Source organism: Lacticaseibacillus camelliae DSM 22697 = JCM 13995 (assembly GCF_001311195.1).
Taxonomy (GTDB): Bacteria; Bacillota; Bacilli; order Lactobacillales; family Lactobacillaceae; genus Lacticaseibacillus; species Lacticaseibacillus camelliae.
Window position 1 is genome coordinate 1 of the sequence record NZ_BBAJ01000014.1, and the last position, 26,750, is coordinate 26,750.

The 26,750-nt window shown below is 50.9% G+C and carries 25 protein-coding genes, 1 tRNA gene and 10 pseudogenes; 24 read left to right on the forward strand and 12 right to left on the reverse strand.

Annotated elements, in window-relative coordinates:
- Positions 1 to 632 (forward strand): LPXTG cell wall anchor domain-containing protein (locus JCM13995_RS03990; protein ID WP_225350706.1); only part of this gene is annotated, 632 nt, incomplete at its 5' end.
- Between the two features lie 221 nt (positions 633 to 853).
- On the opposite strand, the gene JCM13995_RS14300 is transcribed toward JCM13995_RS03990, so the two are convergent.
- The 4 genes and pseudogenes from JCM13995_RS14300 to JCM13995_RS04010 all read right to left on the reverse strand — a co-directional run bounded on the left by JCM13995_RS14300 (position 854) and on the right by JCM13995_RS04010 (position 4,488).
- Complete coding sequence (locus JCM13995_RS14300; RefSeq protein ID WP_156314313.1) at positions 854 to 1,000, reverse strand: hypothetical protein; 147 nt, start codon at positions 998 to 1,000, stop codon at positions 854 to 856.
- Entirely contained in the window at positions 994 to 1,350 is a 357-nt protein-coding gene (locus tag JCM13995_RS03995; RefSeq protein WP_054662738.1) for a GNAT family N-acetyltransferase, read from the reverse strand. Before JCM13995_RS03995 ends, JCM13995_RS14300 begins: the two co-directional genes overlap by 7 nt.
- Before the next feature lie 1,252 nt (positions 1,351 to 2,602).
- Positions 2,603 to 3,759 (reverse strand): annotated as a pseudogene (locus JCM13995_RS04000) (site-specific integrase).
- Positions 3,760 to 3,876: 117 nt separating this feature from the next.
- Positions 3,877 to 4,488, reverse strand: a complete 612-nt coding sequence (locus JCM13995_RS04010; RefSeq protein WP_054662744.1) for a helix-turn-helix transcriptional regulator — start codon at positions 4,486 to 4,488, stop codon at positions 3,877 to 3,879.
- A 122-nt stretch (positions 4,489 to 4,610) separates the two neighbouring features.
- Here JCM13995_RS04010 and JCM13995_RS04015 point away from each other — a divergent pair, with 122 nt between their 5' ends.
- The 17 genes and pseudogenes from JCM13995_RS04015 to JCM13995_RS04090 all read left to right on the forward strand — a co-directional run bounded on the left by JCM13995_RS04015 (position 4,611) and on the right by JCM13995_RS04090 (position 15,101).
- Positions 4,611 to 4,889 carry a helix-turn-helix domain-containing protein gene (locus tag JCM13995_RS04015; protein WP_054662747.1) on the forward strand — a complete coding sequence of 93 codons (279 nt, stop codon included), beginning with the start codon at positions 4,611 to 4,613 and terminating at the stop codon, positions 4,887 to 4,889.
- Positions 4,890 to 4,959: 70 nt separating this feature from the next.
- Positions 4,960 to 5,181, forward strand: coding sequence for a hypothetical protein (locus JCM13995_RS04020; RefSeq protein WP_054662750.1), 222 nt, complete (start codon positions 4,960 to 4,962; stop codon positions 5,179 to 5,181).
- A 110-nt stretch (positions 5,182 to 5,291) separates the two neighbouring features.
- Positions 5,292 to 5,483 carry a hypothetical protein gene (locus tag JCM13995_RS04025; protein ID WP_054662753.1) on the forward strand — a complete coding sequence of 64 codons (192 nt, stop codon included), beginning with the start codon at positions 5,292 to 5,294 and terminating at the stop codon, positions 5,481 to 5,483.
- Between the two features lie 46 nt (positions 5,484 to 5,529).
- Positions 5,530 to 5,661: a hypothetical protein gene (locus tag JCM13995_RS16695; protein ID WP_263849556.1), complete on the forward strand. Its 132-nt coding sequence runs from the start codon at positions 5,530 to 5,532 to the stop codon at positions 5,659 to 5,661.
- Positions 5,624 to 5,806, forward strand: a complete 183-nt coding sequence (locus JCM13995_RS04030; protein WP_225350707.1) for a hypothetical protein — start codon at positions 5,624 to 5,626, stop codon at positions 5,804 to 5,806. The genes JCM13995_RS16695 and JCM13995_RS04030 overlap by 38 nt, the downstream gene beginning before the upstream one ends.
- Positions 5,790 to 6,612 (forward strand): annotated as a pseudogene (locus JCM13995_RS04035) (bifunctional DNA primase/polymerase). The gene JCM13995_RS04030 and the pseudogene JCM13995_RS04035 overlap by 17 nt, the downstream one beginning before the upstream one ends.
- Entirely contained in the window at positions 6,605 to 8,029 is a 1,425-nt protein-coding gene (locus JCM13995_RS04040; RefSeq protein ID WP_082397708.1) for a virulence-associated E family protein, read from the forward strand. Before JCM13995_RS04035 ends, JCM13995_RS04040 begins: the two are co-directional and overlap by 8 nt.
- A 262-nt stretch (positions 8,030 to 8,291) precedes the next feature.
- Positions 8,292 to 8,633, forward strand: coding sequence for a hypothetical protein (locus JCM13995_RS04045; protein ID WP_054662756.1), 342 nt, complete (start codon positions 8,292 to 8,294; stop codon positions 8,631 to 8,633).
- A 13-nt stretch (positions 8,634 to 8,646) separates the two neighbouring features.
- Positions 8,647 to 8,982: a phage head closure protein gene (locus JCM13995_RS04050; protein WP_054662759.1), complete on the forward strand. Its 336-nt coding sequence runs from the start codon at positions 8,647 to 8,649 to the stop codon at positions 8,980 to 8,982.
- A 4-nt stretch (positions 8,983 to 8,986) separates the two neighbouring features.
- A complete protein-coding gene (locus tag JCM13995_RS04055; RefSeq protein ID WP_054662762.1) occupies positions 8,987 to 9,184 on the forward strand; it encodes a hypothetical protein in 198 nt (65 codons plus the stop codon).
- Entirely contained in the window at positions 9,181 to 9,618 is a 438-nt protein-coding gene (locus tag JCM13995_RS04060; protein WP_054662765.1) for an HNH endonuclease signature motif containing protein, read from the forward strand. Before JCM13995_RS04055 ends, JCM13995_RS04060 begins: the two co-directional genes overlap by 4 nt.
- A gap of 101 nt (positions 9,619 to 9,719) precedes the next feature.
- A complete protein-coding gene (locus JCM13995_RS04065; RefSeq protein ID WP_054662768.1) occupies positions 9,720 to 10,190 on the forward strand; it encodes a phage terminase small subunit P27 family in 471 nt (156 codons plus the stop codon).
- Positions 10,187 to 11,889, forward strand: a pseudogene (locus tag JCM13995_RS04070) (terminase large subunit). Before JCM13995_RS04065 ends, JCM13995_RS04070 begins: the two are co-directional and overlap by 4 nt.
- The gene (locus JCM13995_RS04075) at positions 11,855 to 12,034 is read left to right on the forward strand and encodes a hypothetical protein (protein ID WP_054662771.1); all 180 of its coding nucleotides are present in this window, start codon (positions 11,855 to 11,857) and stop codon (positions 12,032 to 12,034) included. Before JCM13995_RS04070 ends, JCM13995_RS04075 begins: the two are co-directional and overlap by 35 nt.
- 4 nt (positions 12,035 to 12,038) lie before the next feature.
- Positions 12,039 to 13,217, forward strand: a complete 1,179-nt coding sequence (locus tag JCM13995_RS04080) for a phage portal protein (RefSeq protein ID WP_054662774.1) — start codon at positions 12,039 to 12,041, stop codon at positions 13,215 to 13,217.
- A pseudogene (locus tag JCM13995_RS04085) lies at positions 13,207 to 14,749 on the forward strand (phage major capsid protein). Before JCM13995_RS04080 ends, JCM13995_RS04085 begins: the two are co-directional and overlap by 11 nt.
- Positions 14,750 to 14,807: 58 nt before the next feature.
- The gene (locus tag JCM13995_RS04090; protein WP_054662777.1) at positions 14,808 to 15,101 is read left to right on the forward strand and encodes a head-tail connector protein; all 294 of its coding nucleotides are present in this window, start codon (positions 14,808 to 14,810) and stop codon (positions 15,099 to 15,101) included.
- 495 nt (positions 15,102 to 15,596) lie between these two features.
- Here JCM13995_RS04090 and JCM13995_RS15155 read toward each other — a convergent pair whose 3' ends face one another.
- From JCM13995_RS15155 to JCM13995_RS04105, 4 genes and pseudogenes are all read right to left on the reverse strand, one after another.
- Positions 15,597 to 15,737, reverse strand: a complete 141-nt coding sequence (locus JCM13995_RS15155) for a hypothetical protein (RefSeq protein WP_125580446.1) — start codon at positions 15,735 to 15,737, stop codon at positions 15,597 to 15,599.
- A gap of 14 nt (positions 15,738 to 15,751) precedes the next feature.
- Positions 15,752 to 15,999: pseudogene (locus JCM13995_RS04095) on the reverse strand (GlsB/YeaQ/YmgE family stress response membrane protein).
- Between the two features lie 249 nt (positions 16,000 to 16,248).
- Positions 16,249 to 16,321: transfer RNA gene (locus tag JCM13995_RS04100), tRNA-Lys, on the reverse strand.
- Between the two features lie 170 nt (positions 16,322 to 16,491).
- Positions 16,492 to 17,434: pseudogene (locus tag JCM13995_RS04105) on the reverse strand (ribose-phosphate diphosphokinase).
- A gap of 257 nt (positions 17,435 to 17,691) precedes the next feature.
- On the opposite strand from JCM13995_RS04105, the gene JCM13995_RS04110 reads away from it, so the two are divergent.
- The 6 genes and pseudogenes from JCM13995_RS04110 to JCM13995_RS04130 all read left to right on the forward strand — a co-directional run bounded on the left by JCM13995_RS04110 (position 17,692) and on the right by JCM13995_RS04130 (position 22,205).
- On the forward strand, positions 17,692 to 18,453 hold the full coding sequence (locus JCM13995_RS04110; RefSeq protein WP_054662780.1) for a tyrosine-protein phosphatase: 762 nt from the start codon (positions 17,692 to 17,694) through the stop codon (positions 18,451 to 18,453).
- Between the two features lie 149 nt (positions 18,454 to 18,602).
- Positions 18,603 to 19,308 (forward strand): annotated as a pseudogene (gene nagB / locus JCM13995_RS04115) (glucosamine-6-phosphate deaminase).
- 133 nt (positions 19,309 to 19,441) lie between these two features.
- On the forward strand, positions 19,442 to 20,185 hold the full coding sequence (locus JCM13995_RS04120) for a Cof-type HAD-IIB family hydrolase (protein WP_439645199.1): 744 nt from the start codon (positions 19,442 to 19,444) through the stop codon (positions 20,183 to 20,185).
- Positions 20,186 to 20,785: 600 nt separating this feature from the next.
- Positions 20,786 to 21,044, forward strand: a pseudogene (locus JCM13995_RS17505) (hypothetical protein).
- 18 nt (positions 21,045 to 21,062) lie between these two features.
- Positions 21,063 to 21,239, forward strand: coding sequence for a hypothetical protein (locus JCM13995_RS15160; protein WP_169790456.1), 177 nt, complete (start codon positions 21,063 to 21,065; stop codon positions 21,237 to 21,239).
- Between the two features lie 261 nt (positions 21,240 to 21,500).
- The gene (locus tag JCM13995_RS04130) at positions 21,501 to 22,205 is read left to right on the forward strand and encodes a deoxynucleoside kinase (RefSeq protein WP_054662786.1); all 705 of its coding nucleotides are present in this window, start codon (positions 21,501 to 21,503) and stop codon (positions 22,203 to 22,205) included.
- Between the two features lie 54 nt (positions 22,206 to 22,259).
- Here JCM13995_RS04130 and JCM13995_RS17510 read toward each other — a convergent pair whose 3' ends face one another.
- The 4 genes and pseudogenes from JCM13995_RS17510 to jag form a co-directional block, all read right to left on the reverse strand.
- Positions 22,260 to 22,973 (reverse strand): tRNA modifying enzyme MnmG family protein, encoded by a 714-nt coding sequence (locus JCM13995_RS17510; RefSeq protein WP_369385600.1) that lies wholly within the window; start codon positions 22,971 to 22,973, stop codon positions 22,260 to 22,262.
- Positions 22,913 to 24,171 (reverse strand): annotated as a pseudogene (gene mnmG, locus JCM13995_RS04135) (tRNA uridine-5-carboxymethylaminomethyl(34) synthesis enzyme MnmG). The gene JCM13995_RS17510 and the pseudogene mnmG overlap by 61 nt, the downstream one beginning before the upstream one ends.
- A 49-nt stretch (positions 24,172 to 24,220) precedes the next feature.
- Positions 24,221 to 25,607, reverse strand: a pseudogene (gene mnmE, locus JCM13995_RS04140) (tRNA uridine-5-carboxymethylaminomethyl(34) synthesis GTPase MnmE).
- 395 nt (positions 25,608 to 26,002) lie between these two features.
- Positions 26,003 to 26,740 carry an RNA-binding cell elongation regulator Jag/EloR gene (jag, locus tag JCM13995_RS04145; RefSeq protein ID WP_054662789.1) on the reverse strand — a complete coding sequence of 246 codons (738 nt, stop codon included), beginning with the start codon at positions 26,738 to 26,740 and terminating at the stop codon, positions 26,003 to 26,005.
- Positions 26,741 to 26,750: the final 10 nt, after the last annotated feature.

Genomic DNA, 26,750 nt, shown 5'->3' on the forward strand with positions numbered 1-26,750 from the left:
CCGAGATTATCGGCCGCGCCACGATGAACGACATCAAAGACGGTTACGCCATCGGTCGCCAGGGCAAGTCCCCTACTGCCACAGCACTGAAAAATCAGGCTTTCACCAAGGGATACGAGCAAGGCGTAACGGATAGAAACAAAGTAATGAACGCCACGGCGGCAGCTCTAGCTCAACAGCGGCAAGATCAGGCCAACACCACTTTTAATGAATTTAAAAAGCAGGAAGCCCAAGCACTGTCGGATAAGTACTCGTTTAATAAAACTCAAGTAGGTACGCCAGAATCCATTACAATTGATGAATTAAAACAAGCCGGGTTTGATGCCAATGGTTTACCCTTAGTTAAGACTCGTACAGTTGTTGGCGACCCCCTTTTTGTCACAAAGGATCAGCTCCGCCAGGCAGGCTATGACGATAATGGGTGGGCGCTAGTTAAAGCTCCTACCAAAACTGACGCACCAGCTTCAATCACAAAAAAGCAACCCCAGAAAACGGTAGCAATGAGTAAACCAATCAGAAAGACATTGCCACAAACTGGTAGCACCAACAATGTGGTTGCGGCTAGTGTTGGCGCATTATCAGTCCTTGGGGCATTGTTTGGCATGGCTGGAAATCAGCGCAAGCACATCTAAACACTAGAAACGCAAAATTTTAACTCCCCTTACATTTTCTTCTTACACCAATAGCCTCATTCCATTTTTATGGGATGAGGTTTTCGTTTGGCGCAACTTTAAACTACTACTTTTACAATTTAGCTACCCCGTCCGGCGAAGATTGCGCTGAACAATCGCTTATCACAATCTGCTTAACGCATCACATACAAGTCGAATATGATTGAAATAATCAGCAAGGCTCACAGGCTTAACACTAGAGCAACTGCTTCATGTATCTGACCACGACTATCACGCCAGGATACCGCCTGGTGAGGATCTTGCTTAAAGCTCACCTTGGCATAAACATGCAGTGCGACCTCATTTGCTGCATCAACTTCAATCACCACATGTTTCGCGCCTGTGCACGCGCCACTATGGGCAGATGCTCGCGCAGTACTTGGCTACCAAAGCCATTTTGCTGGCAACTGAAATCCCCAATCGTGATATCAAACGTCAACGCATCCGAAGTTTTCATACTGTAAATGAATTCACCGATTGGCCGATCGTCGAGTAGGATGATATCCCACCCGGCGCCTGGCCGCGCCATATCGCGTGCGACCGTTGCGGCAATCTGATCAGTGGTTTTACTTATCCCCTCGGGAAAACCCACCGGCGCCATCACCCGGGGATCCCTGTACCAAGCCGCCATCACAGGATAGTCATCGGGTCTCACGGATCGGTATGATAATCTTCTCATCAACAACTCCCCTTTTCGAATAACCAGACAAATCTTCCGTTAAGGCAGGATGATTGTGCAGGCTCATAGTCGAGTTCTCCTTGTTGTGGTGATTCCATTCTACAAAGACTAAAGCGATGGACTTTTCTATTTAGTTAATTTGTTGCACTTGTGGTGTAAATCCTCGACGCATCATTCCAACTAGTTTCAATGATGTGACATCTCTTAGCTAAGCGTTGGGAAACCGAATTACAACCCGTTATAACGCTCGTAAGAGTCGCTCAGAAGCTCTCCCTGATCAATTTGGCATGGTTTACCATACCACAGCGCATAATAGGCCCGCCCTACGGTGATTAGGCAGAAGCACAAACATAGCCACGCACTCAAGAAGACGACATATTTCAGAATTTTTGGATAGTTGGGCACTGAGTTACTGCTTACTGGTTCGTTCTAATTTAAACATAGTGGCGACTGTCCCCAACCATAAAATCAGTGATATAAACCCCGTATGGACAACATGCGACATTAGAACAGACACAATGAGACACCAAAAGGGCAAGCCTTTGTAAAATTTTGGGTTAAACTTTATTTTCATCGTAGGCGCCCCTATTGCCGTAGTAACCGCTTCATACCGAATTGTACACCGCGTTCACAATCAATGCAGTATCAATTAATTAGGGAGTTTAGCTCGCTCCCCTGTCTGCAGAAATGCGATTAACCTCAGACGGGGATCCGGTCGTATGGTCCCGATATCCGGAATAATCCTAGATCACTCGCGCGAGAGGGTGTACGCTTCAGAAACCTGTAAAAATCTGACACCCGCGCATGATCCTACCTGCAATAACCTGCACTCGTAGCAATGAGCACCCATTTATCTCTTAGGTAGCGCGTAGTCGGAATGAACTCCCTAGCTCCGCTATCCCACAAATAAGCCCAGAAAACGCGACCTGGGGGGATTCTAGGACTCAATAATTATCTAAACAAAAAAACGCGTGACCTGTGAAAGGCCGCGCATCCCCGCTCGCTAATCGGATTTTCATTCTAAAAATCGCAAGAGTCGCTCTTTTGAATAGCCCGCTGTATCTCGGTAACTTTCCGCGAAATAAAAACGCGGTGCACCGGGCTTTATATAGCCACATGCACCACGATAATGTTGCTTTCTGGGTGGTCAGGGGAAACGTAACTGTTTCACATGAAACGCCTTAACCATGCACCCTAGAGCTGTTACCAACCAGCCTTAAAACTCCCGTGGTTTTCTCTGTGGTTTTCTAATTCAATTTTGCATATATTTGGCAAGTGCAGCAGTGGCCTCCGATTCTTGTTTCGCGCTGACATGAGCATACACGCCAAGCGTAATAGTCGGATCAGTGTGCCCGACCAACTTCTGTACCGAAGTGACAGGAACGCCGGCAATCAACAAGTTTGATATAAAACTGTGCCGAAACCCGTGGATAGTGATCCTTGGGGTGAGGTCATTATCATCTTGAATTTTATGCAGACGCTTTGAGGGCGTGTTCAATGACTGATAACCGTTTTTAGTATTGGTAAACAACAACTGGTCAGGCCCAATAGTATTGATGCCCAGTCTTAAGAACGATTTCTGCTGAATTCTGCGCCATCGCTTCAAGTACGCAATCGTTTGGTTGTCTACCGGAATTGTACGCCGCCCCGCTCGCGTCTTTGGCGCCTGAACTATTTGCCGTCCCTTATCGCCTTGCGTCAGTGTCTTGTTGACCTTCACGCTGTTGTCTTTGAAACTGACATCGTTCCAAGTCAACGCTAGTAACTCACCACGTCGAACACCGGTATAGGCTAATACCCTAAACATGACGAAAATGTCGAAGTGAGCTGCTTGGTCAATGCAAGAAAAGAAATGATTCATCTGTTCCTTAGTCCAGAAGTTCTCAGGCTCATCACCCGCTAGATCGTCATGGTGCGGTAGCACAACGGCTTTGGCTGGATTCTTGTCCATGTACCCTTGCCGAACTGCATAGTCCATAACCGATGAAACATAGTTATACCAACGCTTATAGTTCGCTGACGTGAACTCGAACCACTGTTTGACAGCCTTCTGAACGTCCTTAGTGGTTATAGTGGCGATCCGCTTATCACCAAATGCCGGTAGAATATGGTTGTCAAACATGCCAGCCGTTCGGGCCCACGTAGATTCTCTTACCGTATTAATATAGTTTCCATACCACTCCTCATATACATCCCGAAAGAACACGGGTGTTGGCTTTTCTTCTTCTAAGTCACCGTTGCTGATTGCTAGTTCAAGTCTAGCTGCTGCAACAGTGGCTTCTCTTTTTGTCTTGAACCTCGCCGCACCTTGTACTTCTTGTGGCCAGTCTGTGGATCATTACCAGCAAAGACCTGAACGCGCCAGAACTCTTTGCCGTCTTTCGTTGCGTACTTTTTAATTGATGCCATATTCTTCTCCTATCCGTCACGCTGGGCAGGCGGTGTTAGATTGGAGAGTTTTACTCAAATTCGAGTAAAAGGTGGCGGCCGAGTTATCGGCCACGATAACTACGAATTGGTTATAAATTATTCCTCCGGAGGATCTGGTTCTTTGTCGAGTTTTTCCAAATATTTTTGAGCGACGTCCCAGCCCTTTCGATCGGAAAGCCTCATGAACTCTAATACTTGTTTTGGAAGAACGTCGTACGGTTCTTCATAATCCAAAGAATCGACTATTTGCTGCTTAACGTTTTCTCGCTTCTTTCTCTCTTTAGAGTATTCATTAAGCATTTTATACTCAGACGAAGCATATCTAACTAATCCATCTACCTCGTCAAGAAGATTTTTATATTGACCATCGGTGAACAAATCTAAATGATTTAACAGCCATAGTGACAGTTCTAGAACAGTTTCTTTCGACAAATTATCATAATAAATCTTCTTATCGTGAAACTTTGTTAGCAAATCTATTACATCTTCAGTTGAGGAAAACGAATAGTCTCGTTTATCAGTATGCATTAATAAATAGTCTAACGAGACATTAAAAAAATCAGCAATTTCTTCCCATAATCCAAGTTGAGGGTTTCTTTTTCCTGTTTCGTATTGGCTTAAAGTGTTGTCTCGAACGTTAAGAATTTTCCCCAATTGTTTAAGCGTCAATCCCTTTTCATTACGTAAAAGTGCAAGCCTATTTTCCACGAATTCACCTTCTTTCAAAGTTGATAATAGCACATTGACTCACAGCATGTGATTTCATTTGACATTCACGATATGTGAGTTTATGATATTCTCATATTGTGAGTGAAAGGGGGCGAATTCAAATGGCTTCAATGAAAGCAGAACTATTGTTGTCCGAGGACTTCGACAAGCAGCTACAAGGCCGTATTCATCAGGAAGTGATCCAAGCGGTTAGCGAGCTTGCACCACGGCATGAAGAATCCAAAAAGTTGAACATCGGACAAGCAGCAGTTTATGCCGGTGTTGCTCGTAACACACTGTTGTCTTGGACTAGAAAAGGTTTGCCGATGCAAGTGGTTGGTGGCGTTAAGCGGATCAATACCGTAGACATCGACAACTACATGAAGAACAACGGCAAATAATCACGCTGGGCAGGCGGCAAATTGTAAGCAACTTATGACAGGCGCAGGAGCGTCAGGAAGGCACAACATCATGAAGCTATTCAGTAAAGAAGAGATGGCACTAGACCGCGAACTCGGAGACTTGATGGACGACATTAACCTCAACATTCTGGCCATTACAGAAGACAGCAATGTCACGGTTGGCGGTAAGTATGTCCCCAACAGTGAGCTGGCAATCACGGCTGCAAAAGAGCTGCTGCGGGTATCGGAGATCCTAAAGCTGTATGAAAACGAGGAGGCCGCTGATGATTAATCTCATTGCGTGGCTACTAAGCCACCCGCTCACCGTCCCGGCACTCTGCATGGCATTCCTGATTGGGGCTGTCTGCGGTGCTTACGTTCAATTCTCGGAGGACGATCGTCATGCCGAAAATGGTTAGCACAAGGTTCGGATTTCAGTGGCGAGACTACGTGCAAGCCGATGCCGAGTGTGATCGGTACTGGCAAGCGCAAAAAGCCGAAAAGCGCTCACTGATTGAAGCCACAAAAAAATCGCCAAGAGCGGCAACTCAAGGCGAGAAGAAGACAAGCGAAAAGATCTATATTCCTTTTTAGCTTGCCTCTAGTTAGATGCTTTTGTCAAGGAAAATGGAGGCAATTTATGATGGATATTAATGATTTGGGAGAAGTTAACGTAATTCTAACAGACGCAAGCAACATTGGCCTAGCACTATCTGACAAAATTCAGGCTCTGTATGATTTATCAAGTGGCGGTATTAACAAAAAAAGATGAAGGACGCGTGCTCTTAGAAGTGACGCGTTCAAGTGGTACGTACGAAGCTTTACTTAGCTGCATGATGGACAAGATCATCGACAGCCGTCGGTTGCTAGAAGCTGGTATGAAGCAAGGTGGTGATCCCGATGCCGACAATGCTTGAGATGGCCCTCTCATACCAGCAACACGCTTTGCCGTCTATCCCCTAGCACCAGGCACCAGAACACCGCTCAAAGGCTCACACGGGTATAAGGATGCTACCACGGACCTAAGCAAGCCGAGGCATGGTGGGGTGAACACCCGGACTACAATATCGGCCTAGGACTTGACGGCATGCTGGTATTCGACATTGACATGGGCCACAAGAGTGCCGCTGATGGCAATGAATCGCTGGCAAAACTAAGCGCTGATGGGCGCGCTGGCCAGATACCGTCTACCTATATTGAAACTACCCCAAACGGTGGACTTCATATGTTCTTCACCTATCCCAAGAATATCAAGCTAACTAGTCGGGCCGATCTGTTCTCCAAGTCTGGAGAGAAAACCGGTCTCGATTACACGGCGCTGGGCGTGCCGGTTTTTCCTAGCATTCGCGAGAACGGCATGTATCAACCACTTAAAGGGCACAAGATCACCAAGCTATCACCCGCGCCTCAGTGGTTACTTACTGAGATTCAGCGTGTCAACCATCCGAACCCGAATCTGGGTTCCGCTGCTTACACAGGAAAGCGCTGGTCCGGTCGCCTGCTCGACGAGATGGTAGCCGGTACTGGAAATGGAAACCGCAACGACTTCTTAACTAGGATTGCTGGCAAGCTGTTCTTTACGGGTGCAGACCCAGTAACAGTGTATAACTTGCTGTTTACCACTAACGACAGCTACTTAGACAGCCCACTACCAGAAGCCGAAGTGAACAAGATTTTCAAGTCAGTATTGAAAGCCGAAGAGAGGAGGCGTGCCGTTGGTTAAAACAATGCCAGAAGATATTAAAGAGGAAGCTGACAAAGTGGTCAGTGTCGACTTTTCGGGCAAAGAGAAGTGGCGAGAAGAACTCAAGGTTGACGGTAACGGTGGGATCAAGAAAGATTCAGTCGTCAACCTACAACTGCTAATAGAACATGATCCTAGCTTTGCCGGAGTGATTGCATGGGACGACTTCTCAGAGTTACTCATCAAGACCAAAGGCGCAAAAGGATTACCAATCCGCAAAGGATTCTGGACCGATGAAGACGATGCTATCGTCCGCTCATACATTGAACGCAAGCACAATATATTGTTCAGTAAGCAAAACGAACAAGACGCGATGGTCAACATTGGCAAAGAGCAGTCGATCAACCCGGTTAAAGACTGGATCGAAACGGAACAATGGGACGGCACCCCGAGAGCTGAACGGTACTTCATCGACTACCTAGGTGCCGAGGACAGCGAATATACACGCATCGTGACGCGCAAGTGGTTAGCTGGTGCAGTGAAACGAGTCTACAAGCCCGGTTGCAAGTTTGAGCTCGTTCCAATTCTCGAAGGCAAACAAGGGCTAGGCAAGAGCACCGCTGCTCGTAACTTATTCCCGGAGAAGTTCAGCGATTCACTGAAATCGATGGGCAAGACCGATGAGGATTACAAGAAACTACAAGGCAACTGGGTCATGGAACTCGGTGAGCTTTCCGCTATGAAAAAGACCGAGATTGAATCAGCTAAGAGTTTCATTAGCGCCCAGTCTGATTCATATCGCGGCAGTTATAGCCATTACGTATACCCACACTTACGCAAGTGTGTATTCATTGGTAGCACTAATCAACAGGACTATTTGAAAGACGCCACTGGTGAACGTCGTTTCTTCCCTATCAGATGTGGCGTTACAAAGCCCACAAAGGTGGTGTGGCGCAATGAAGAAAGCGTGCCGAAGATCAACCACGATGTACATCAGGTACTGGCAGAGGTCAAAACATGGGTGGATGCAGGTGAGAGTGTCTTTGCTGACGATAAGCTGATGCAACTGGCGAAACCATATCAACAGGAAGCAGAGACCGTGGACCCGATGAAAGAGGCCATTGAGGACTTCCTCAACATGAAAGTACCGTCGAATTGGGAAAAGCTGTCATTGAGCCTAAAAGCCAGCTTCTTTCACACGCATATTGACCATAACGGCGATGTTGCTACTTGGTTACAACAGCACTTAGACGCCGGTGAATTACAACCACTGCAACAAACCACAACAAGAGAAATCATGGAAGTGGTGTTTGACAAGTCAGTGGATCGTTACCTGATGGGGCGTACAAACTCTGACGCAAAACGGATCAAGCTCATTATGGACAACATGGAAGGCTGGCAAGCGCAAAGGTTACGCATCCACGGAAACCGGCCACATGGGTATGTGCGGATATAGTTTTCTAGTTTCTAACGTGGTCCACGTGGTCCACGTGGTCAATCCCAGGCACAGCAATGGATTGCGAGTTTTGCTACGTGGGCTATACGTGGTCCATGCGTGGTCCACCATTTACAGCTAATAAACTGGACCGGGTATGGACCGGGTATGGACCACGTAAGCTGTAACTCAAAACGCCGATATACCGGCGTTTGCCCGGGTGGACCACGTGGACCACGTAAAAGACAAACAAGTTTAAAACTATACGCGAGGAGAAATTAAAATGACAAAAACAGCATATCGCAGAGCAGCACTCTTAGACGTTAACCACGATCGGGACAAGTGGACTGAACTCGGGGCGCTTGTGAAGGAACACTACGTAGTGCGCAGCATGACACCAAAAGATTGGTTCATCATTGTTAAGCAACGTGAAGGCTATGAAATCGAAGTATATCCAACGTTTGAAATATCAGATGGTTTTCAATTCTCACACGTTAACCTATTGACACGATCTTCATATGGAAGCATTAGCCATATTGCATACCATGAACTTTGTTTCTCAGCAAGTGACACCATTAGTTCAATTGAACGCATGATTGATCTTGTCAAGGATAAGAGATATTAGGAGCGTTAATCACATGAAGAACTATTCAATTGCCCGCCTGAACAAGGTGGCTGAAATCGGTAAGACAGTTAACCACAGGACTGGCGCAGGTATTAACATCTCTACATTTGAGCCGACTGGAACCCTGTTCTATGGATCATATAACCGCACCGTTACACAGACCTACCAGATCACTGGCACAGACTTAGAGGACACCATCGCCATCGTGGTACGTCACACTGACGCGCTAGACGACAGCATGATGATAAAGCTGAACAGCGCACTGTACACAATTAAGTCTATTGCCTATGACGATGATCCGAACGCGTTCGATATTGTGACGCTCAAGAAGACAACCAAAGGAGCTTAGAACTATGAAAGAATTTGAAGTAGCAGGAACAGAGAAAGAGGTCAACCGCATGCTGACAGCATTCTTTGCGATTCATTCGGTAGAGGTCAAAAGTATTCAGGTATATCAGGAGCCAGCAAATAAACTTCTAGAAATGGAACACCACAAGCTAGTAGTCAGCGTCTACTATGTCGACCAGCAACAAGCAGGCGTATTGGCATGATCATGAAGCTATGTAACCACGCTGGGTGCAACACCATGGTGCCGTTCAATCAACGGTACTGTGACAAGCACCAGCCAGAACCGCGAGCGTCCGACAACGAACGCTATGCACACCGCAAAGAGATCGGTGGTCGCTACTTCCAATTCTACAAGTCCAAGTCATGGCGCAAGCTGTCGTATTCCTATCGCCTAGCACATCCGCTGTGTGAACGATGCAAGGCCAACGGCTTATACGTGCAAGCCGACGTCGTAGATCATATTGTACCGATACGTGTGGACTGGAGCCGACGCTTCGACGAGAGCAACCTACAAAGCTTGTGCAACACTTGCCATGGCGTGAAGACGAAAGTCGAAGACGCCGCACGCTATCCCCATCTAGTTATGGGGGCTAGGTCATGCAGTCATGGGGACCAAGCATCCCAGATTAACCATTGAAAATCAGTGATTACCGTAATTAATTATGTAAACTAGAAAATTCGTGTTATAATTAGATTAGATAAGTCTGATCCAAATTATAAAGAAAGGACGCGATAGCAATGGGCGCACCGCTTAAATCCATTACCCAAATGCGTGGCACGATGAGCAAGAAGAAGCTCGCCGATCGGCGCGACATGGAAGAATCATTATTTACCTATCAAGAATTAGTTGAGCAGCCCCCTGCATGGCTTGATGACTATGCCGTGACCGAGTGGCAACGTATTGTGCCGTTACTCAAGAAAGACATTCCAGTGAGCGAACTGGACGCTGCCCTGATTGCCAGTCACTGCCAAGCCTATTCTGACATTCAGAAAGCGGCCGAGCTTGTAAAAGAGCAAGGCATGACGGTTGAAACCACTGATAGCGTGAAAGCCAATCCGGCCGTGAAGATGAAGCTAGATGCCACGAACCAGATGATCCGCATCGATGACTTGCTGGGTCTATCCGTCTACAGCCGGGCTAAGTTAGCAGTGAAGAGCGAGACTAAGAAGAAGCCTGACGACCCGTTCGCGGAGTTGATAGCCCAATGAACTATGCGACTGAATATACCGACAAGGTAATAAGCGGCGACATCGTGGCCGGCAAGAAAATCAAGCAAGCTGCAAGACGTTATCGGCGAGACCTAAAAGCCAGCAAGCGCAAGAAGAACCCATGGCCGTATTACTTCGATGAGGACTTTGCCAACAAAGCCATTGAATTCATCGAACTGATGCCGGCACGTGATGGGTCACCACTCAAGTTAGAGCTGTTTCAGAAGTGGTTGATTTCAGAGCTGTTCGGCTGGCGTGATAAGGAAACCGGCAACCGCCGGTATGATCGAGCCTACATCAGCATGGCACGCAAGAATGGTAAGAGCTTCCTGATGGCTGATCTAGGTGCGTTGTATCTCCTCAGGGAGAACAAGCCAGCCATGAACCGAGAGATCGTCTATACAGCCAACAGCAACGCTCAAGCACACTTAGCATTCGATATGTTGTCTAGCGGCTTACGTCAAGTTTGGAAAGTTTCTACCTCTGTGCGAGAACGTTTGAAGATTAACCGCAACGAGATCATTGACTTGCCGAGCAACAGCCGAGCCGTGCCGCTTGCGTCTGATCTGCACAGCCTAGATGGCTATCAAAGTGACTTGGCTATTATTGATGAATTCGCCTTAGCTCGTACCGATGAGATTCTACGAACACTCAAATCTGGCCAGATCAACAGTGATAACAGTTACTAGCCGTCATCTCAACGACGGGGCCAGACATGAACGGCCCAATGTATAAGGAATACAAATTCGTTTCCAAAATCTTAACCGGTCGCGAACAAGCTGATCGGTATTTTATTGCCATTTTTGAGCAGGATAGCAAAGACGAAGCCTTTTCACCAGAGACTTGGGAGAAGTCCAATCCACTACTGGCCAATGCTGAAAGAGCAAGGACAATGCGGCCTAGCCTGCAAGCAGACGTGGACCTGTCAGCCAAGCAAGGAACATTGCGACCGATCCTCGTCAAGAATTTCAACATGTGGCAATCAGCTAGAGCAGACAGCTACATCAGTCTGGACGACTGGGAGAAAGCTACTATCGAGCCGCCAGACACCAAAGGAAAAGACGTGTATATCGGGCTGGACCTCTCCAAGTCTAGTGACCTGACCAGCATCTCATGGCTAGTTCCAGAAGATGGCTACCTGTATGCTGACAGCCATTCATTCGTGGGGACTAAGTACGGACTGGAAGAGAAAATCAAACGTGACGGGTTCGATTACATCAGTGGCGCCAGTCGCGGCGAGTGCAGCATTACCAAACTCGACAGCGGCATGATCGACTATGACGAGGTGCTACGCTTCATTCTCGACATAATCGAGCGGAACCACTGGAGTGTGCGCGCCATCTGTTACGATCCGTGGTCATTCGGCTACCTACTGCCAGAATTTGAGAAACGAGACTTGCCAATGGTTGAGGTACGCCAAGGCCAGCGCACGCTGTCAATACCGACTGTGCGGTTCCGTGATGATCTATTTAACGGCCTCCTAAAGCACGCAGACAACCAACTACTGGCCTATGCGGTGAACAACGCCATTCTAAAGTATGACGCCAACAACAACCCGATCATCGACAAGGCACACAATGCGACACGGATCGACCCCATAGCGGCTTTGATGAATGCCTACACCATTGCCATGGATCAAAACAAAGAAAGCGAGGTAGCGGACAATGACTTTTATTCGGGCGATGACTTCAGCTTTTAACGCACAGACCGTGCTATTACTGCTAGGCATGATCTGTATCGTCACTGGTATCTGGTGGCTGTTCGGGTGTGGCGTTGGCATGGTAGCAATCGGCGCAGCCCTGATCGCCATCGCAGTCATCATCAACTTCAACAAAGGGAGGTGAAACAATGAGCTTTTTCACGAATGACACAACACAACCTCGCGATGACAACAGCGAACCGTTCCTAGATGCCCTTGTCAGCATGACGAGCAACGACAGCGGCGTTTATGTGGGCGTTCATGCTTTGCGAAACTCGGACGTATTTACGGCGGTGCGCGTGATTGCCAGCGACCTCGCGACTAACCCGATTGAATACAATGACAAGCGTATCAGCGGGTTACTCAACAAGGCCCCTAACGATCACATGACAGCATGGTCGTTCAAGTTTGCCCTAGTGGCCAACATGCTGCTGAATGGTAATAGCTTCGCACGCGTTACTAAGAACCCTAGCGGACAAGTCACCGGCTTCGAGTTTGTTCCAAACAGCCAAATGGTGGTCAAGCAAGACGATACGACCGGCATTATCAGCTACACGTATACGCCCCAGAATGGTCGCTCACAGCGTTTAAGCGCCAACGAGGTATTGCACTTCAAGTGCTTCACACAAGACGGATACAAGGGCCTATCGCCTCTTTACAGCTTGCATGATGAAGTTCGGGTGCAACATGCGGGACACAAGCTACTCAAAGGCTTCTTCGATACCGGTGTCCAAGGGACTGGCATACTCAAGGTGAACAAGTCCCAGCTCGATGCCAAGGCCAAGGAGAATATCCGATCAAAGTTTGAGACTGCTAACAGCGGTGACAATGCCCTCAAGACCATCATTCTCGACAATGATATGGACTACAAGCAACTCGAAGTTAATACTGACGTGCTGAATCTAGTCAATTCTAGCGATTGGACAACGAAACAGATTGCCAAAGCGTTCGGCTTACCACTAGATCGATTAGGTATTGAGAGCGAGCACTCTAACGCCGTGCAATCAAACCTAGTCTATCTGCAAAACACGCTGGTGCAATACTTCACCTGCTTCACTAGTGAGATGGACGCCAAGCTGTCAACGGGTGACAACCGGTTTAGTTTTAACACAGACAAGCTGTTCAGTGCTGACCCCACGACGATGCAAGAACTAGCCATTAAGGGGCTGCAAGGCGGACTGCTGACCACCAATGAAGCACGCGCTAAGTTGAACCTGCCATCAATTCCCGGTGGAGATGAGATCATGGCCAGCCTGAACTATACGCCGCTAAGCAACCTTGTCACTTATCAAGATAAACAGAAAGGAAGTGCGTCAAATGAACAATGATGACGTAGAAAAGCGCCTGAATCCTGACGCTGATCTAACTGCCGCTGATCCTACCACAGCAGACGACAGCCAAGACCAAAAGGATCCAAGCACCGCACCAAATGATACACCCAAGAAGCTCACCGGCTATGCCGTAGTCTTCAATAGTCCAAGCAAGGATCTAGGTGGCTTTAAGGAAGTCGTCGATCCTAGTGCCTTCGATGGCGTGGATCTGTCAGACGTCTATCTGGTATCTGATCACGATTTTAGCAAGGTCCTCGCCAGCACTAAAGCCGGCACCCTACAACTTGACGTAGACGACAAGGGACTTCACTTTGAAGCTACTCTCCCCGACACCACCACCGCCAACGATGCGTACACGAACGTCCAAGCTGGAAACCTGTCAGCCATGAGCTTCACTTTCAACGCAGCACCCGATGGTGACACGTTCACTAAGGACGACAGTGGCCAAGTGATCCGTACCATCAAGCAAGTCAAGAGCCTGTTTGACGTCTCACTGGTAGCTATTCCAGCGTATGACGATACCAACGTCCAAGTGGACAAACGCAGCTACACCGAGTGGCTGAAAACTAATACTGAACAACCAGAAAAAGGAGATAAAACCATGACTGAAAAAAACCATTATTGATAATGAAGAATACACCGCATCGCGGGCCTACGAAGACTACATTCGTAGCATGGGTGAGCAACGTGACGGCCTGACCACAACCACCGCCGGTGCTGTCGTCCCTCAAGAAGTCATTGAAGACGTCTGGAACCTCAAGAAATCCGACTATGACTTGGCTAAATACGTGACGGTAAAGCAAGTTGGTACCCCAGTCGGCACCTACCCGATCGCCCTCACCAACAACGGCGTACTGGCCACCAAGGAAGAACTCGCCGACGTTCCGGAGATCGATGCGACCCTGTTCCGCGGTGTCGATTACAAAGTCGCGACCCGTGCTGGCAAGATCTATCTGTCTAATGAACTGGTAGAAGACAGTGAAGTTGATATTGTTGCCGAGGTTAAGAATCAACTCAAGAAGCTGGTACAAAACACGGACAATAGCAACATTATCAGCGTTCTGACTGGCAAGACGGGCACCAACGATAACTTCAAGCACATCACCGGTACCGGCTTAGACGACATCAAGCAGACGTTCAACATCGAACTGGACCCGGCGCTGTCCCTGTCTGTGATCGTTAATCAGGACGCCTACAACTACCTTGACACCCTCAAGGACAGCGAAGGTCGCTACCTGCTTCAACCCTCTATCACGGCACCATCTGGCAAGCAGCTGTTCGGTGCACCGGTGATCGTGATTGCTAACAAAGTATTGCCGACTGATAAGGCGGGCACCTATCGGATCATCATCGGAGACTTTTCTCAAGCAATTTTCTTAGCCCAGAAGAACGAGGTCAACACCCAGTGGGAACGGTTCGACAGCTACAGCCAAGGGCTGGCCGTGGTCATTCGCAACGACTATGAAGTGGTTGATCCAGACGCTGCTCGAATTGTTGACATCACACCGGTAACCAAGCCAGCAGCTTAATGAAACAGTCTGGGGTGTACCTTGGGGTACGCCCTATTTTTATATAGGAGATGAGCACATGACTGTCACTACTGATAACATTAAAAATAGCCTGCGTGTGCAGACTGATACTGATGACACACTCATTCAAAACTACATTACAGCCGCTCAAGACTACGTCCACAATGCGGTAGACAGCACCGCAGACATTGCCAAGCTGGAAGAATATTCACAGTTCGACGTCGCCGTGGCGATGATGACCGAATTCTGGTATCAAAACCGGGGTGAGGTCAGCACGGCGAGTCAAGAACCACCGTATTCAGTGGTCAGCATGATCCAGCAGCTACGTGGCTTGTTCGCAGCAGACGTATAGTATCAATAACCAATAGATTATGATATAATTAAGACAGTCCTAGGCGATAAGCGGGTAGATCCGTTTTAACCGACGCACGGCATAGCTAACCGGTGGCGCATTTTACAGACCGTGGCTCATCATGCGAAGCGTTTGTACTCCGTAGCCACAAAAATAGACAACTTCACCGGCAGATCGTTCTGCTTTGGAAGCTGACTACGTGACTTGCCGTTTTCATCTAGCGGGCAGAAATGCCCGTTTTTTTTGTGTGCTGATAATCCGTTATGGGCAAGAGCCATCAGGATTTAAGGTCAATCTAATTGACCTGGAACAATGGAGTTCTGGAAAAGTCCTAAGTGGCTCAAATCCACTTTGAATACGGCGCTGACAGACGCGTTCTGACACAATTTCAACGACTGTTCCTTGAGGTACGGTCGTGGCTGCACTAGACAACGAATATCAGAACCAGTTACTGGCACAAAAATAGCCGTCCATGATGGACGGCCAGAACACCTATCAATCGTGAATCGAATCTTGCAATTTATCTCCAGCCTTGTCGATCCCCTTAGCTGCCCAAATTGTACCAGCTACCAAGACACCACCAACAAGAAAAGTGCTTGCTACCATGAACTTAAAAACCGATTTTAATGCGTCCATAGTCCGACCTCCCGTCAGTCTTTAGATCTGCCAACAAAGAAAGATACAACAGCGACAATAATAACTGCTCCGACTATCGATGGAATTATGGCCATTCCGGCCAACTGAGGACCCAGTGCCCAAGGAGTGCTTCCCCTAAAGAGGAACCGACAAGGCCAGCAACAATATTTGCAATCCAGCCCATAGACTTGCCCTTGCTTGTAATCGCACCTGCAATAGCGCCGATTATTGCGCCAACAATTAAAGCCCAAAGAAAATGCATGATAATTCCTCCTTTTTGGTTATATTGTCTCTATAGACGAACACAGTATAACATGCAGTAGCAACAATAGATAATAAAATAGCCGCCCATAATGGACGGCCACCGCCTGCCAAGCAGAAATGAACTCCGTGGTTTTCTCGTGGTTTTCTTTTATTGATAATCAATGACAGCCAATAACAATCTGGTTAAAATAAAAACCAGTAACGACGCTGTTTTGACAACGTTTGCTACTGGTTGATAACGCTATTCTGGGTGGTCAGGGGATCGAACCCTGGACCCACGGATTAAGAGTCCGTTGCTCTGCCAGCTGAGCTAACCACCCATGAATCTGGATGTCATCACTTGACGACTTAAATATATTATCATGCAAGCCCTACTGGCGCAACACCTTTTGCCAAAAAAAAGTCCAAAAAAACTGGTCAAACCCGGACATAATTGTGCGAGACCACGCAAAAACGCCAGGCAAATTCGCCTGACGCCGTGATTTACTAATTAATCGTTTTGGGGTTCAAACAACGGGTGGATCGACTGGTTCGTGGAGATCAGTTTAATGGCCTCCGCCAGCATCGGCCCCACGGATAGGATCTTCATGTTCGGCAAGTGTTTTTCCGCTGGCATGTTGATCGTGTCGGTCAGCACGATTTGCTTGAGGTCCAGCTTACTCAGCTTGGTGGCAGCGCCGCGCGACAGGACCGCGTGAGTGGCCGCTGCGTACACGTCAAGCGCACCCGCTTCACGCAGGGCCTTAGCTGCGTCAATTACGCGCTTGCCAGTGTCGATCATGTCATCGATGATGATGGTGTGCTGACCGCGCACATGGCCGATGACACCCACCTCGCCGGTATCGGTTCGCTTGTCGACGATGGCAATCGGCGTGTTGAGCAGCTCCGCCAGCGCCCGGGCGTGCTTGGTGCCGCTGTGATCCGGCGCCACAACGACCACATTTTCGGCGCCGAGGTTCAGGCTCTTGAAGTACTTGGCAAAAAGGGTCATCGCGCGCAGGTGATCGACTGGCAGGTCGAAGAACCCTTGCAGCTGATCGGCGTGCAGATCCACAGCGACAAAGCGGTCGATGCCATCCATGGTCAGCAGGTTCGCGACCAGCTTGGCCGTGATTGGCTCACGCGAACGGGCCTTACGATCCGCACGAGCGTAACCGTAGTAAGGCACGACGACGTTAATGGCGTGCGCGGAAGCCCGGCGCAGCGCATCGATCATGATCAAAAGCTCCATCAGGTTCTCGTTGACCGGGTCCGAAATCGGCTGGATCACGTAAACATCCGCCCCGCGGACAGAATCATCCAGGTCGATCGCGATTTCGCCATCGGCAAAATGCTTGACTGACGCAGGCGCCAGCGGCACCCCGAGTTCTTGTGAGATTTTTTTGCGCCAGCGGCACATTGCCGTTGAGCGTGAACAGTTTGATTCCTGCCATGATTCGCTCCTTTATTTGCGTGCTTGTCGTTTCCGATTATACGCGAAAATGGCGGTTCTGGCTATTCCTAGGCCACCCGCTTTCAGAAAACCAGGTCAAAAAGCTGGTAAACCCTTTAGAAACAGCGTTTGGTGAAACTTCTCTCTGCCCCTTTGCACTCCTGCATCACCAGCCCGATTGAACCTTCTCCAGCTGACTATACTATAATGGATTCAGCATTAAGTTGGAGGCGGATTCATGTCGACCGTTTGATTTCATTGAAAAATAGCGTTAATTTGCGCGAACTCGGCGATTACCCGGCAGCGGATGGCAAGGTCATCGCGTCGCACAAGCTCCTGCGTTCCGGTAGCCTGTCCGAATTGACGCCGGAAGACGCCGTCTGGCTCCGTAAATACGGACTCAATGTCGTCGTCGATCTCCGCTCAGACAGTGAGGTCGCGATGAGTCCAGACGTGCTCGCGCCAGGCGTCACCTACAAGCATCTTTCTGTGTACCCGCTCGACAACAACGGTCTGGTCCAGAAAATTGGTCGCCACCTGCGTGCGCATTTTGATCACCGGATGGATCCGATGGCCGAGGTCTACCTGAAAATGCTCACCGACCCGCATGCGAATAATGTTTACCGCGAGCTGTTCAGCTTGCTGCTGGGCAATCCTGAGCCCGGCCGCTCGGTCCTCTTCCACTGCGCGGCGGGCAAGGACCGCACCGGCATCGGCGCAATGATGATCGAAGGCGCGCTGGGCGTCCCTGAGGCCACGATTCGTGAAGACTACCTGCTGACCAACGCCGTTTTCTTCGCCCCAACGGAAGAGGTTCAGGCCGCGCTGAAAACCGGCGCCAGCGAGCTGGTCGACCGCATGAACAAGAACGCTGCTGAGGCCTCCTGCTACGTCGCCGTAAAAGACCTGATCGATAGCGACTTTGGCGACTGGCCGCATTACGTCATGCAACAGCTGGGCTTTTCGGCGACCGATCTCAGGGATTTGCGCCAGCTGTACTTGACCGATCCGCATCAGTAGGCAAAGTGCGCCCATCTACGTATAATGAAAGCGGTCCTAAGGCGAGTGACACCAGGGCCGCTTTTTTCATGTGAAAATCTGTATAGACCGGTTGACATTTTCTCCTGAACGTTCGATAATGGACTAGACCAAAACAAGGAGGAACAGACATGAAAGTCATTACTGTTAAAGATAAAAACGAGGGCGGCAAGAAAGCCTTCGAGCTGATCAAGCAAGGTATCGACAACGGTGCCAAGGTACTAGGGCTGGCCACCGGCTCCACGCCGATTCCGTTGTACCAAGAAATGGTTGCCAGCGACCTCGACTTCTCCAACATGACCTCTGTCAACCTCGACGAATATGTGGGTCTGCCAGAGGGCAATCCGCAAAGCTATCACCAGTTCATGAAGGACAACCTGTTCAACAAGAAGCCGTTCAAGCACTCGTATGTGCCGGACGGTAACGCCGCTGACATCGAGCAGGCAGCCAAGGACTATGACCAGATCATCGCCGACAACCCTATCGACATCCAGATCCTCGGCATTGGCCGCAACGGTCACATCGGCTTCAACGAACCAGGCTCCAGCTTCGACTCGACGACACACAAGGTTCACCTGACTGAATCGACGATCGAAGCCAACAAGCGCTTCTTCGACGATGAAAAGGACGTGCCGCGGTACGCCATCTCCATGGGCATCGGCTCGATCATGAAGGGCAAGCAGATCATCCTGATGCTTACGGCGAAAATAAGGCCGACGCCATCAAGCCACGATCGAGGGCCCTGTGACCGACCACGTGCCGGCTTCGGTCCTGCAAAACCACAAAGACGCCATCATCATTATTGATGAAGCCGCCGCTTCCAAACTCAGCAAGTAATTTGCCACTAACGGCCGCGAGCTGGTGCTCGCGGCCGTTTTTACGTGCGGGTATGGTAGAATAGCCCTATTAATCTTATTGGAGGATCACATGACCAAAGCAGTTTGTTTTTTTTGACCTCGACGGCACCCTGCTGAACCAAGACAAGCAGGTACCTAAGGAAAACCTGGACGCAATCAAACGGATGCAAGACGAAGATGTCCTGCCGGTGATTTGCACTGGTCGCAACCGTTGGGAGCTGGACGACCTGGTGGCGCAAACCGGCATTGACACGCTGATCTGCGGCAATGGGGCAGACGTGTTTTACAAGGGGCGGCACCTGTACCAAAGCCCAGTGGGGGCACCTCAACTGGCACGGTTTGTGACCCAGGCAGACAAGGACAACGTCGCCATCAGCTTTTACAACGATCAACACGTTGCGGCCACTCACCACGACGCCAACATCGAAGGCAACTACAAGCTCGTACACCAAGCCAACCCGACGGTTGATCACGATTTCTACCTGCACGAACCGACTGTGATGATGCTGCTGTTCACGCCGAACACCGACAAGGGCCGCGAAGTTGGGGCTCAGTATGTCGCCGCCTTTCCGGAACTCGCCTTCTTCCGCAACGGGCCATTCGCGCTGGACGTGGTCAACGCCGGCATCAACAAGGCCACCGGCATCGACATCCTGACGGACCGACCGGAATTTGCGCGGATCCCCACTTACGCCTTTGGTGATGGAAACAACGATATCCCCATGCTGAAGCGCGCCACAGTGGGCGTCGCGATGGGCAACGCACTGCCGCAAGTGGCCGCCATTGCTGACTACCAAACCACTGATTACCAGCAAGGTGGCATTGTGGATGCCTTGACGCACTTCAACCTGATCTAACATCACCCGGGAAATACTTTCTGACCGGAAAGCTCGTGCCACTTGACGCGGGCTTTTCGGCCATTTTTGCCATTAAATAACATTGCAGGCACAGGCGTAGGGGCTGAATGCCTGCTGCCTTCAATTGGCGTGACGTCATTCCGCTTCCGGATGTCGCGACCGCCTCTTTGGGACATTTGAATCCAATCGTCGCGTTCTTCCTGACATAAATGAATTAATTTTCAGTGGTCAACGAATCTCTGTTGACTTGGCAAACATTCGTTCGTATAATCAGTGTCAGTGCAGTCGGACGCACCGACTTTGTGAAATTTAGTTGTCTGGGTGGCCAAGGAAAAATATTTTTTTGTGGCCGCTTGGTGCGTACCATAGTATGCTTTCATCCTTGTTTCAATGCGCCTTTCCTGATTTTGGGGCTTGACAGGCTACTTCTTACGGCCGCGCCAATTTGGACGCTTGTGAAAGTTGATTCACGAGATTTCACAAACTTTTTTTACCGCGCCGGTTGCACCGACTCTGCTATAATTGATGTCACAGCGATTACCTGTTAGCACATTCCGGAAGGCAGGCCATCAGCTCGATTGGAATTTGGAGGAAATGGCGATGTTGGATCAATCAGTTGTTAAGCCGATCGTCGCGCTCGACGATCACAGGTATATTGCAATCATCCCGGACGCGGAATATAATCTCGAAGTCTGGGAAAAAAAAGAACGGCCGGCCGCACCGGATGGGCCGGATGGACTACAAGTTTCACCGTGACACATTTGCCGGTTTTATCTACCGGCTGATGCCTTCGGTCAACCTGGTCCAGATCCACGACCTGCAAAAGCAGATCAATCCCTTTTTTGACCTAGAAGTATAACTGACGCGGAGGCGGCTCATGGACGCACTGGTAATGAAATTATTGATCATGGGGATCGTAGCACTGATCGTCACGCTGGGCCTGATCTTTGCGGAGTGGCGCACCAACCAGCTCTCCTTGCGCGCTACAGGCTTAAAGGGCGTGGTCGCGGTCATTGTTGCCGGCGTCATCATCAGCCTGCTCACGGTGCGCTGAGACCTTTTTACAAGGCCGCCTGGGGACTCCTAAAAATTTGGCAATCAACCCAGTACTTGGGAAATCATTTTCCTGTGGTGCTGGTTTTTTTGCGCCCCCAGTGGCATCCCCGGCACCGCGCCATTTGTTCGGCGTATCTTGTGGGGGCGGGTCGAATACCACCCACATCTGGCCCATTTTGCGCTGTTAAGCCCGCTGATTTCGCGTATAATGGACAACGTTATTGTCTAGAAACTACTGGTCACAGAAAGAAGCAGACTCATGATCTATATCCTCGGAAGTATCGGTGCGGGCAAAACCTCCCTCACAAAAATCCTGTCACAGGATCTCCATTCCTCAGCGTTTTATGAGGACGTCGAAGGCAACGGCATGATCGCCAACATGTTGCAGAAGTTCTACTCCGCTGGCGAAGATAGCCGGAAAACCACTGGGACTATTTTGCAGATCGCCTTTCTGACGTTCCGCTACCAGCAGCTCAAGAAGGCTATCCTGCAGGAGAATGCGGTGATGGATTCCTCACTGGAATCGGACTTCGTCATGGCCAGCCAGCTGCACAAGCACGGTGAAATCGATGATGTCGACTTCAACGTCTATGTCACCTTATCCCAGGAAATGCAGGCCAACGTCAACGGCAGTCCCTGGAATGGCATGCCTGATTTGGCTGTTTACCTGAAAATCGACCCGGAACACGAAATCGATGAGATCCAGGGCCGCGGTCGCGAAATGGAAGATATTCGCCAAAAGCCGGAACTGATCGACTACTACCACCGCGTCAACCAGGCGTACCGCGACTGGTCCAAGGGCTACACGCGTTCCACGCTGCTGACGATCGACCGCGACAAATACGACTTTGTCAACGACCACGATGACCGCAACGCCGTTCTGGACCAGATTGAAAGCAAGCTGGTCGAGCTGGGCAAGCTGCCACCGGCCGAATACAAGCAGATTCAGCAAAAACGCGCTTAACCTATCTCTGTACATGAAAACGGCACTGGCCATTGAGGTCAGTGCCGTTTTTCGTTAGGCGCCAGGCGCCACTTTTGCGATTCTGCCTTGCTCGACATAAACCGACAGGATCGCCACATCTGCTGGGTTGACCCCGCTGATGCGACTGGCCTGGGCCAAGGTCTGCGGCTGAATCTTGGTCAGCTTCTGCCGCGCTTCTGTCGCCAGTCCGTTGATCGCGGAATAATCGATCCGGTCAGGAATCTTCTTGGCTTCCATCCGCTCCAATTTAGCGATGCTTTGCTTTTCCTTTTCAATGTAGCCGGCGTACTTTAGGGAGATTTCAACTTCCTCCGTGACATAATGGTCCAGTGGTATTTCCCGGGGAATAAACTGCATCAGGTCATCGTAAGACACCTCCGGCCGACGCAGAAAATCGCTGGCGAGCACGCCATCTTTAAGTGGCGCAGCGTTGATACTGGCCAGCCAGTCGTTGACTTGACTCGGCTTGAGACGAGTGGTTTCCAGCCGCTTAATTTCTTCCTCAATCGCCGCCTTTTTCTCCTGGAACTTGGCGTAGCGGGCGTCGGAGATCAGACCCAGCTCGTGGCCCATCTCCGTCAGCCGCAGATCCGCGTTATCGTGGCGCAGGATCAAGCGGTACTCGGCACGACTCGTCAGCAGCCGATACGGCTCGTTAGTGCCCTTGGTGACCAAGTCGTCGATCATCACCCCAATGTAGGCGTCGGAGCGGCGTAGCGTGAAGCCAGGCTTGTCCTGGGCACGCAAGGCGGCATTAATGCCCGCATGATGCCTTGACCGGCTGCCTCTTCGTAGCCACTGGTGCCGTTCATCTGGCCGGCAGTGAAGAGATTCTTGACGATCTTCGTTTCCATCGTTGCGGTCAGCTGCCACGGCTCGATCACGTCGTACTCGATGGCATAACCCGGCCGCATCAGCTCAGCGTGCTGAAGCCCGGCGACGGAATGCAGCATTTTCAGCTGGATTTCTTCGGGCATCGACGTCGAAAAGTCGCCGACGTAATACTCTTCAGTGTCGCGGCTTCAGGCTCCAGGAACAGCTGGTGGCGCGGCTTGTCGGCAAAGCGGACGACCTTGTCCTCAATGGACGGGCAGTAGCGCGGCCCAACGCCCTTGATTACCCCCGAAAACATCGGGGCGCGGTCCAGGTTGGCGCGAATAATTTTATGCGTCGTTTCGTTGGTATAGGTCATCCAGCACGACATTTGATCCTTCAGGTACACGGAATCCGGTGTCTCGTAGGAAAACGCGTGCGGCGTGGTGTCGCCCGGCTGCTCCTCGGTCTGCGAAAAGTCGATTGAGTTGCCGTCCACGCGCGGCGGTGTGCCGGTCTTGAAGCGGCGCAACTTAAAGCCTTGGCGCTCCAAGTCCTCTGACAGCTTGATGGAAGGCAAGGAGTTGTTCGGGCCTGAGGAGTACATCAGCTCACCGATGATGATTTTGCCGCGTGAAGACGTACCAGCCGTCAGCACCACGCTCTTGGCGCGGTAGCGTGCCCCTGTGGCCGCAACGACACCGACACAGGTGCCGTCTTCGACCAGCAGCCGCTCAACCAGCCCCTGGCGCAGGTCAAGGTTATTTTCTTTTTCAATCGTGTCCTTCATGGAGCGGTGGTAAGCGGCCTTGTCCGCCTGCGCCCGCAGCGCGCGAACCGCCGGACCCTTGCCAGTGTTGAGCATGCGCATCTGAACGTAGGTCTTGTCGATGTTGCGGCCCATTTCACCGCCCAGTGCGTCGATTTCCCGGACCACGACGCCCTTAGCCGGCCCGCCCACAGACGGGTTGCACGGCATGAAGGCGAGCATTTCCAGGCTAATCGTGATCAGCAAGGTCTTCTCACCCATGCGCGCCGCGGCCAGCGCGGCCTCACAGCCGGCATGACCGGCACCAACCACGATCACGTCGTAGGTGTCAGCCTCGTATTCACGTACTTTTGGATCTGCCATGATTTAAGAACTCCTTTATCGTTAAAAAAATGAACGGTGCCGGCAACCACTACTTGCCCAAGCAAAATTGGCTGAACAACTGGGTGATCAGCTCGTCCGGTGCGGCATCCCCGGTGATTTCACCAAGTTTGTCCCAGGCGGCAGTCATGTCGATTTGAACCAGATCGATGGGCATCCCCGCGTCGATGCCGCTCAGCACGCTCTTGAGACTCGCCTTGGCTGGCGCAACAACCCGCTTTGCCGGGCATTGGTGACCATCACTGTGCTTTGACTGTTTTCAATGCCGCCAAAGAACAGGTTTTTGATCTGCTTGTCCAGCGCGTCCACCCCGGAAACATCCAGCATGCTGGTGCGGATGATCTGCTCCTCCGGCACCAGGTTGGCCAGTGCCGCCATGTCAAGCTGCTGCGGCAGGTCCTGCTTGTTGAGCACGACGATGCGCTTTTTATCCTTGGTCAAATCAAGCAGTTCGCGGTCTTCTGCGGCCAAAGGCTGACTGGCATCCAGTACCAGCAGCACTAAGTCGGCCTGGGTGATTGCCTTACGCGAGCGTTCAACGCCGATTTTTTTCGACCTTGTCCTCAGTTTTGCGAATCCCGGCGGTGTCGACCAACTTCAGCGGCACGCCGCGCACGTTGACGTACTCTTCCAGCACGTCACGCGTGGTCCCGGGCACATCGGTGACAATGGCCTTGTCCTCTTGCAGCATGTGGTTCAGCAGCGAGGACTTGCCGACATTGGGCCGCCCGACAATCGCCGTGGCGAGCCCTTCACGCAGCACCTGGCCCTGGTTAGCCGTTTGCAGCAGCTCGTCAACGCGGCTGAGCACCAGCTCCGCCTTTTCGCGCAGCATCTTGGTGGTCATCTCATCCGTGTCGTACTCGGGGTAGTCAATGTTGACCTCGACTTGGGCGAGCACCTCGAGAATTTCCTGGCGCAGGTTGGTGATCAGCTTGCGCAGGTCACCATCCAGCTGATCGACCGCCACCTGCATCGCGCGGTCCGTTTTGGCGCGGATCAGGTCCATGACCGATTCGGCTTCGGTGAGGTCAATTCGGCCGTTCAAGAAGGCGCGCTTGGTGAACTCCCCAGCTCGGCCATGCGGGCGCCGGCGCCGAGCACCAGCTGCAGGACGCGGTTCGTGCCGACGATGCCGCCGTGGCAGTTGATCTCGACAATGTCCTCGCAGGTGTAGGTCCGCGGCGCACGCATCACGGACGCCATCACTTCGTCGACCACCTCGCCGGAATCCGGATCGATGATGTGCCCGTAGTTAATGGTATTCGTGGGCACTTGGTCAGGTCCTTGCCCTTGAAAAGCTTGTTCGCAGTCTGGACCGCCGTTTCGCCTGACAGGCGCACGATGGAGATCGCCCCTTCGCCAGGCGGCGTCGAAATGGCCGCGATCGTATCGTATTCAGTGACTGTTTGTGCCACGTTAATCGTCCTTTCACTAACTGGGCTCCAAGTTCGCAACGCAGGAGTGGCCAGCTACGCCTAAGGCCCCGCCGCCAAAAACCAGTGGCAATGCCTTAGGCTAGGCTACCCATCCTGCTAAGACCGCGAACTCTGCGCACCTTCACCTTAATCGGGCTACGAGTTCGCAACGCCCGAGCGCTCAGCTACGCCTGAAGGCTCGCCGCCAAAAAAACGGCGGCAAACCTTCAAGCTAGGCTGATCGTCGGGCTAAGACCGCGAACTCTACGCACCATAGCATAAAAAAAGTGCGTCGCCACACTGGTCCCCAGTCTGGGGATCAGCATGGACAAAGCACTTTGACTACTTTATCGCTTATTGAATTGCCTGTATCATACAAAATTGCGGACCATCTGTCAAAAATTCGGCCGCTTCGGCGTGATCACGACGTACCGCCGCGGGTCGAGGCCCTCGGAATGCGTCTCAACGTATTCATTGTCGGCCAGGGTCTGGTGAATCGCCTTGCGCTCAAACGACGGCATCGGGTCGAGATAAATCGCCGTGCCGCGTGCGATGACCTCGCGGGCGGACTTTTCGGCCAACCGGCGAACCGCAGCATCGCGGCGCTCACGATAATCGCCGACGTTCAGCATAATGGTCCATTTACTTTTACCGTAGTGGTTAAACTCGGTTTGGGCCAGGTACTGAATCGCGTTGATAATTTTCCCGTGCTTACCGATGAGCAGCGCATCTTTGGGTGTGGTCATCGCGTACCACACGGTGTCCCCGCGACGCTCGCTGTCGATCGTGGTGGGAATCTGCAGCTGCGTGGTAATGTCTTCGAGATAACTTTGAACCAGCGCAATGGCGGTTTGGTCGTCACGTACGGGTTGATCACGGCGCAACGCCTCTGGCAACTTAGGCTTGGGTAGCGGTGGGCGGTGGTGTGATTTAGGTTCAGGTTTGACCTTGGGTGCGGGGCTTGGCTCCGGATTGATCTGCAGGTTCACAATCGCCGGCCTTTTGCCAATGCCTAAGACGCCCTTTTTGCCTTCTTGCACGACCTCGACAGAAACGGCGGCGCGGTCCTGCTTCATTGCTTTCAGACCGGCGTCGATCGCTTTTTGGATCGTGGCTCCTTGGAAAGTGGGCATGATAACCTCC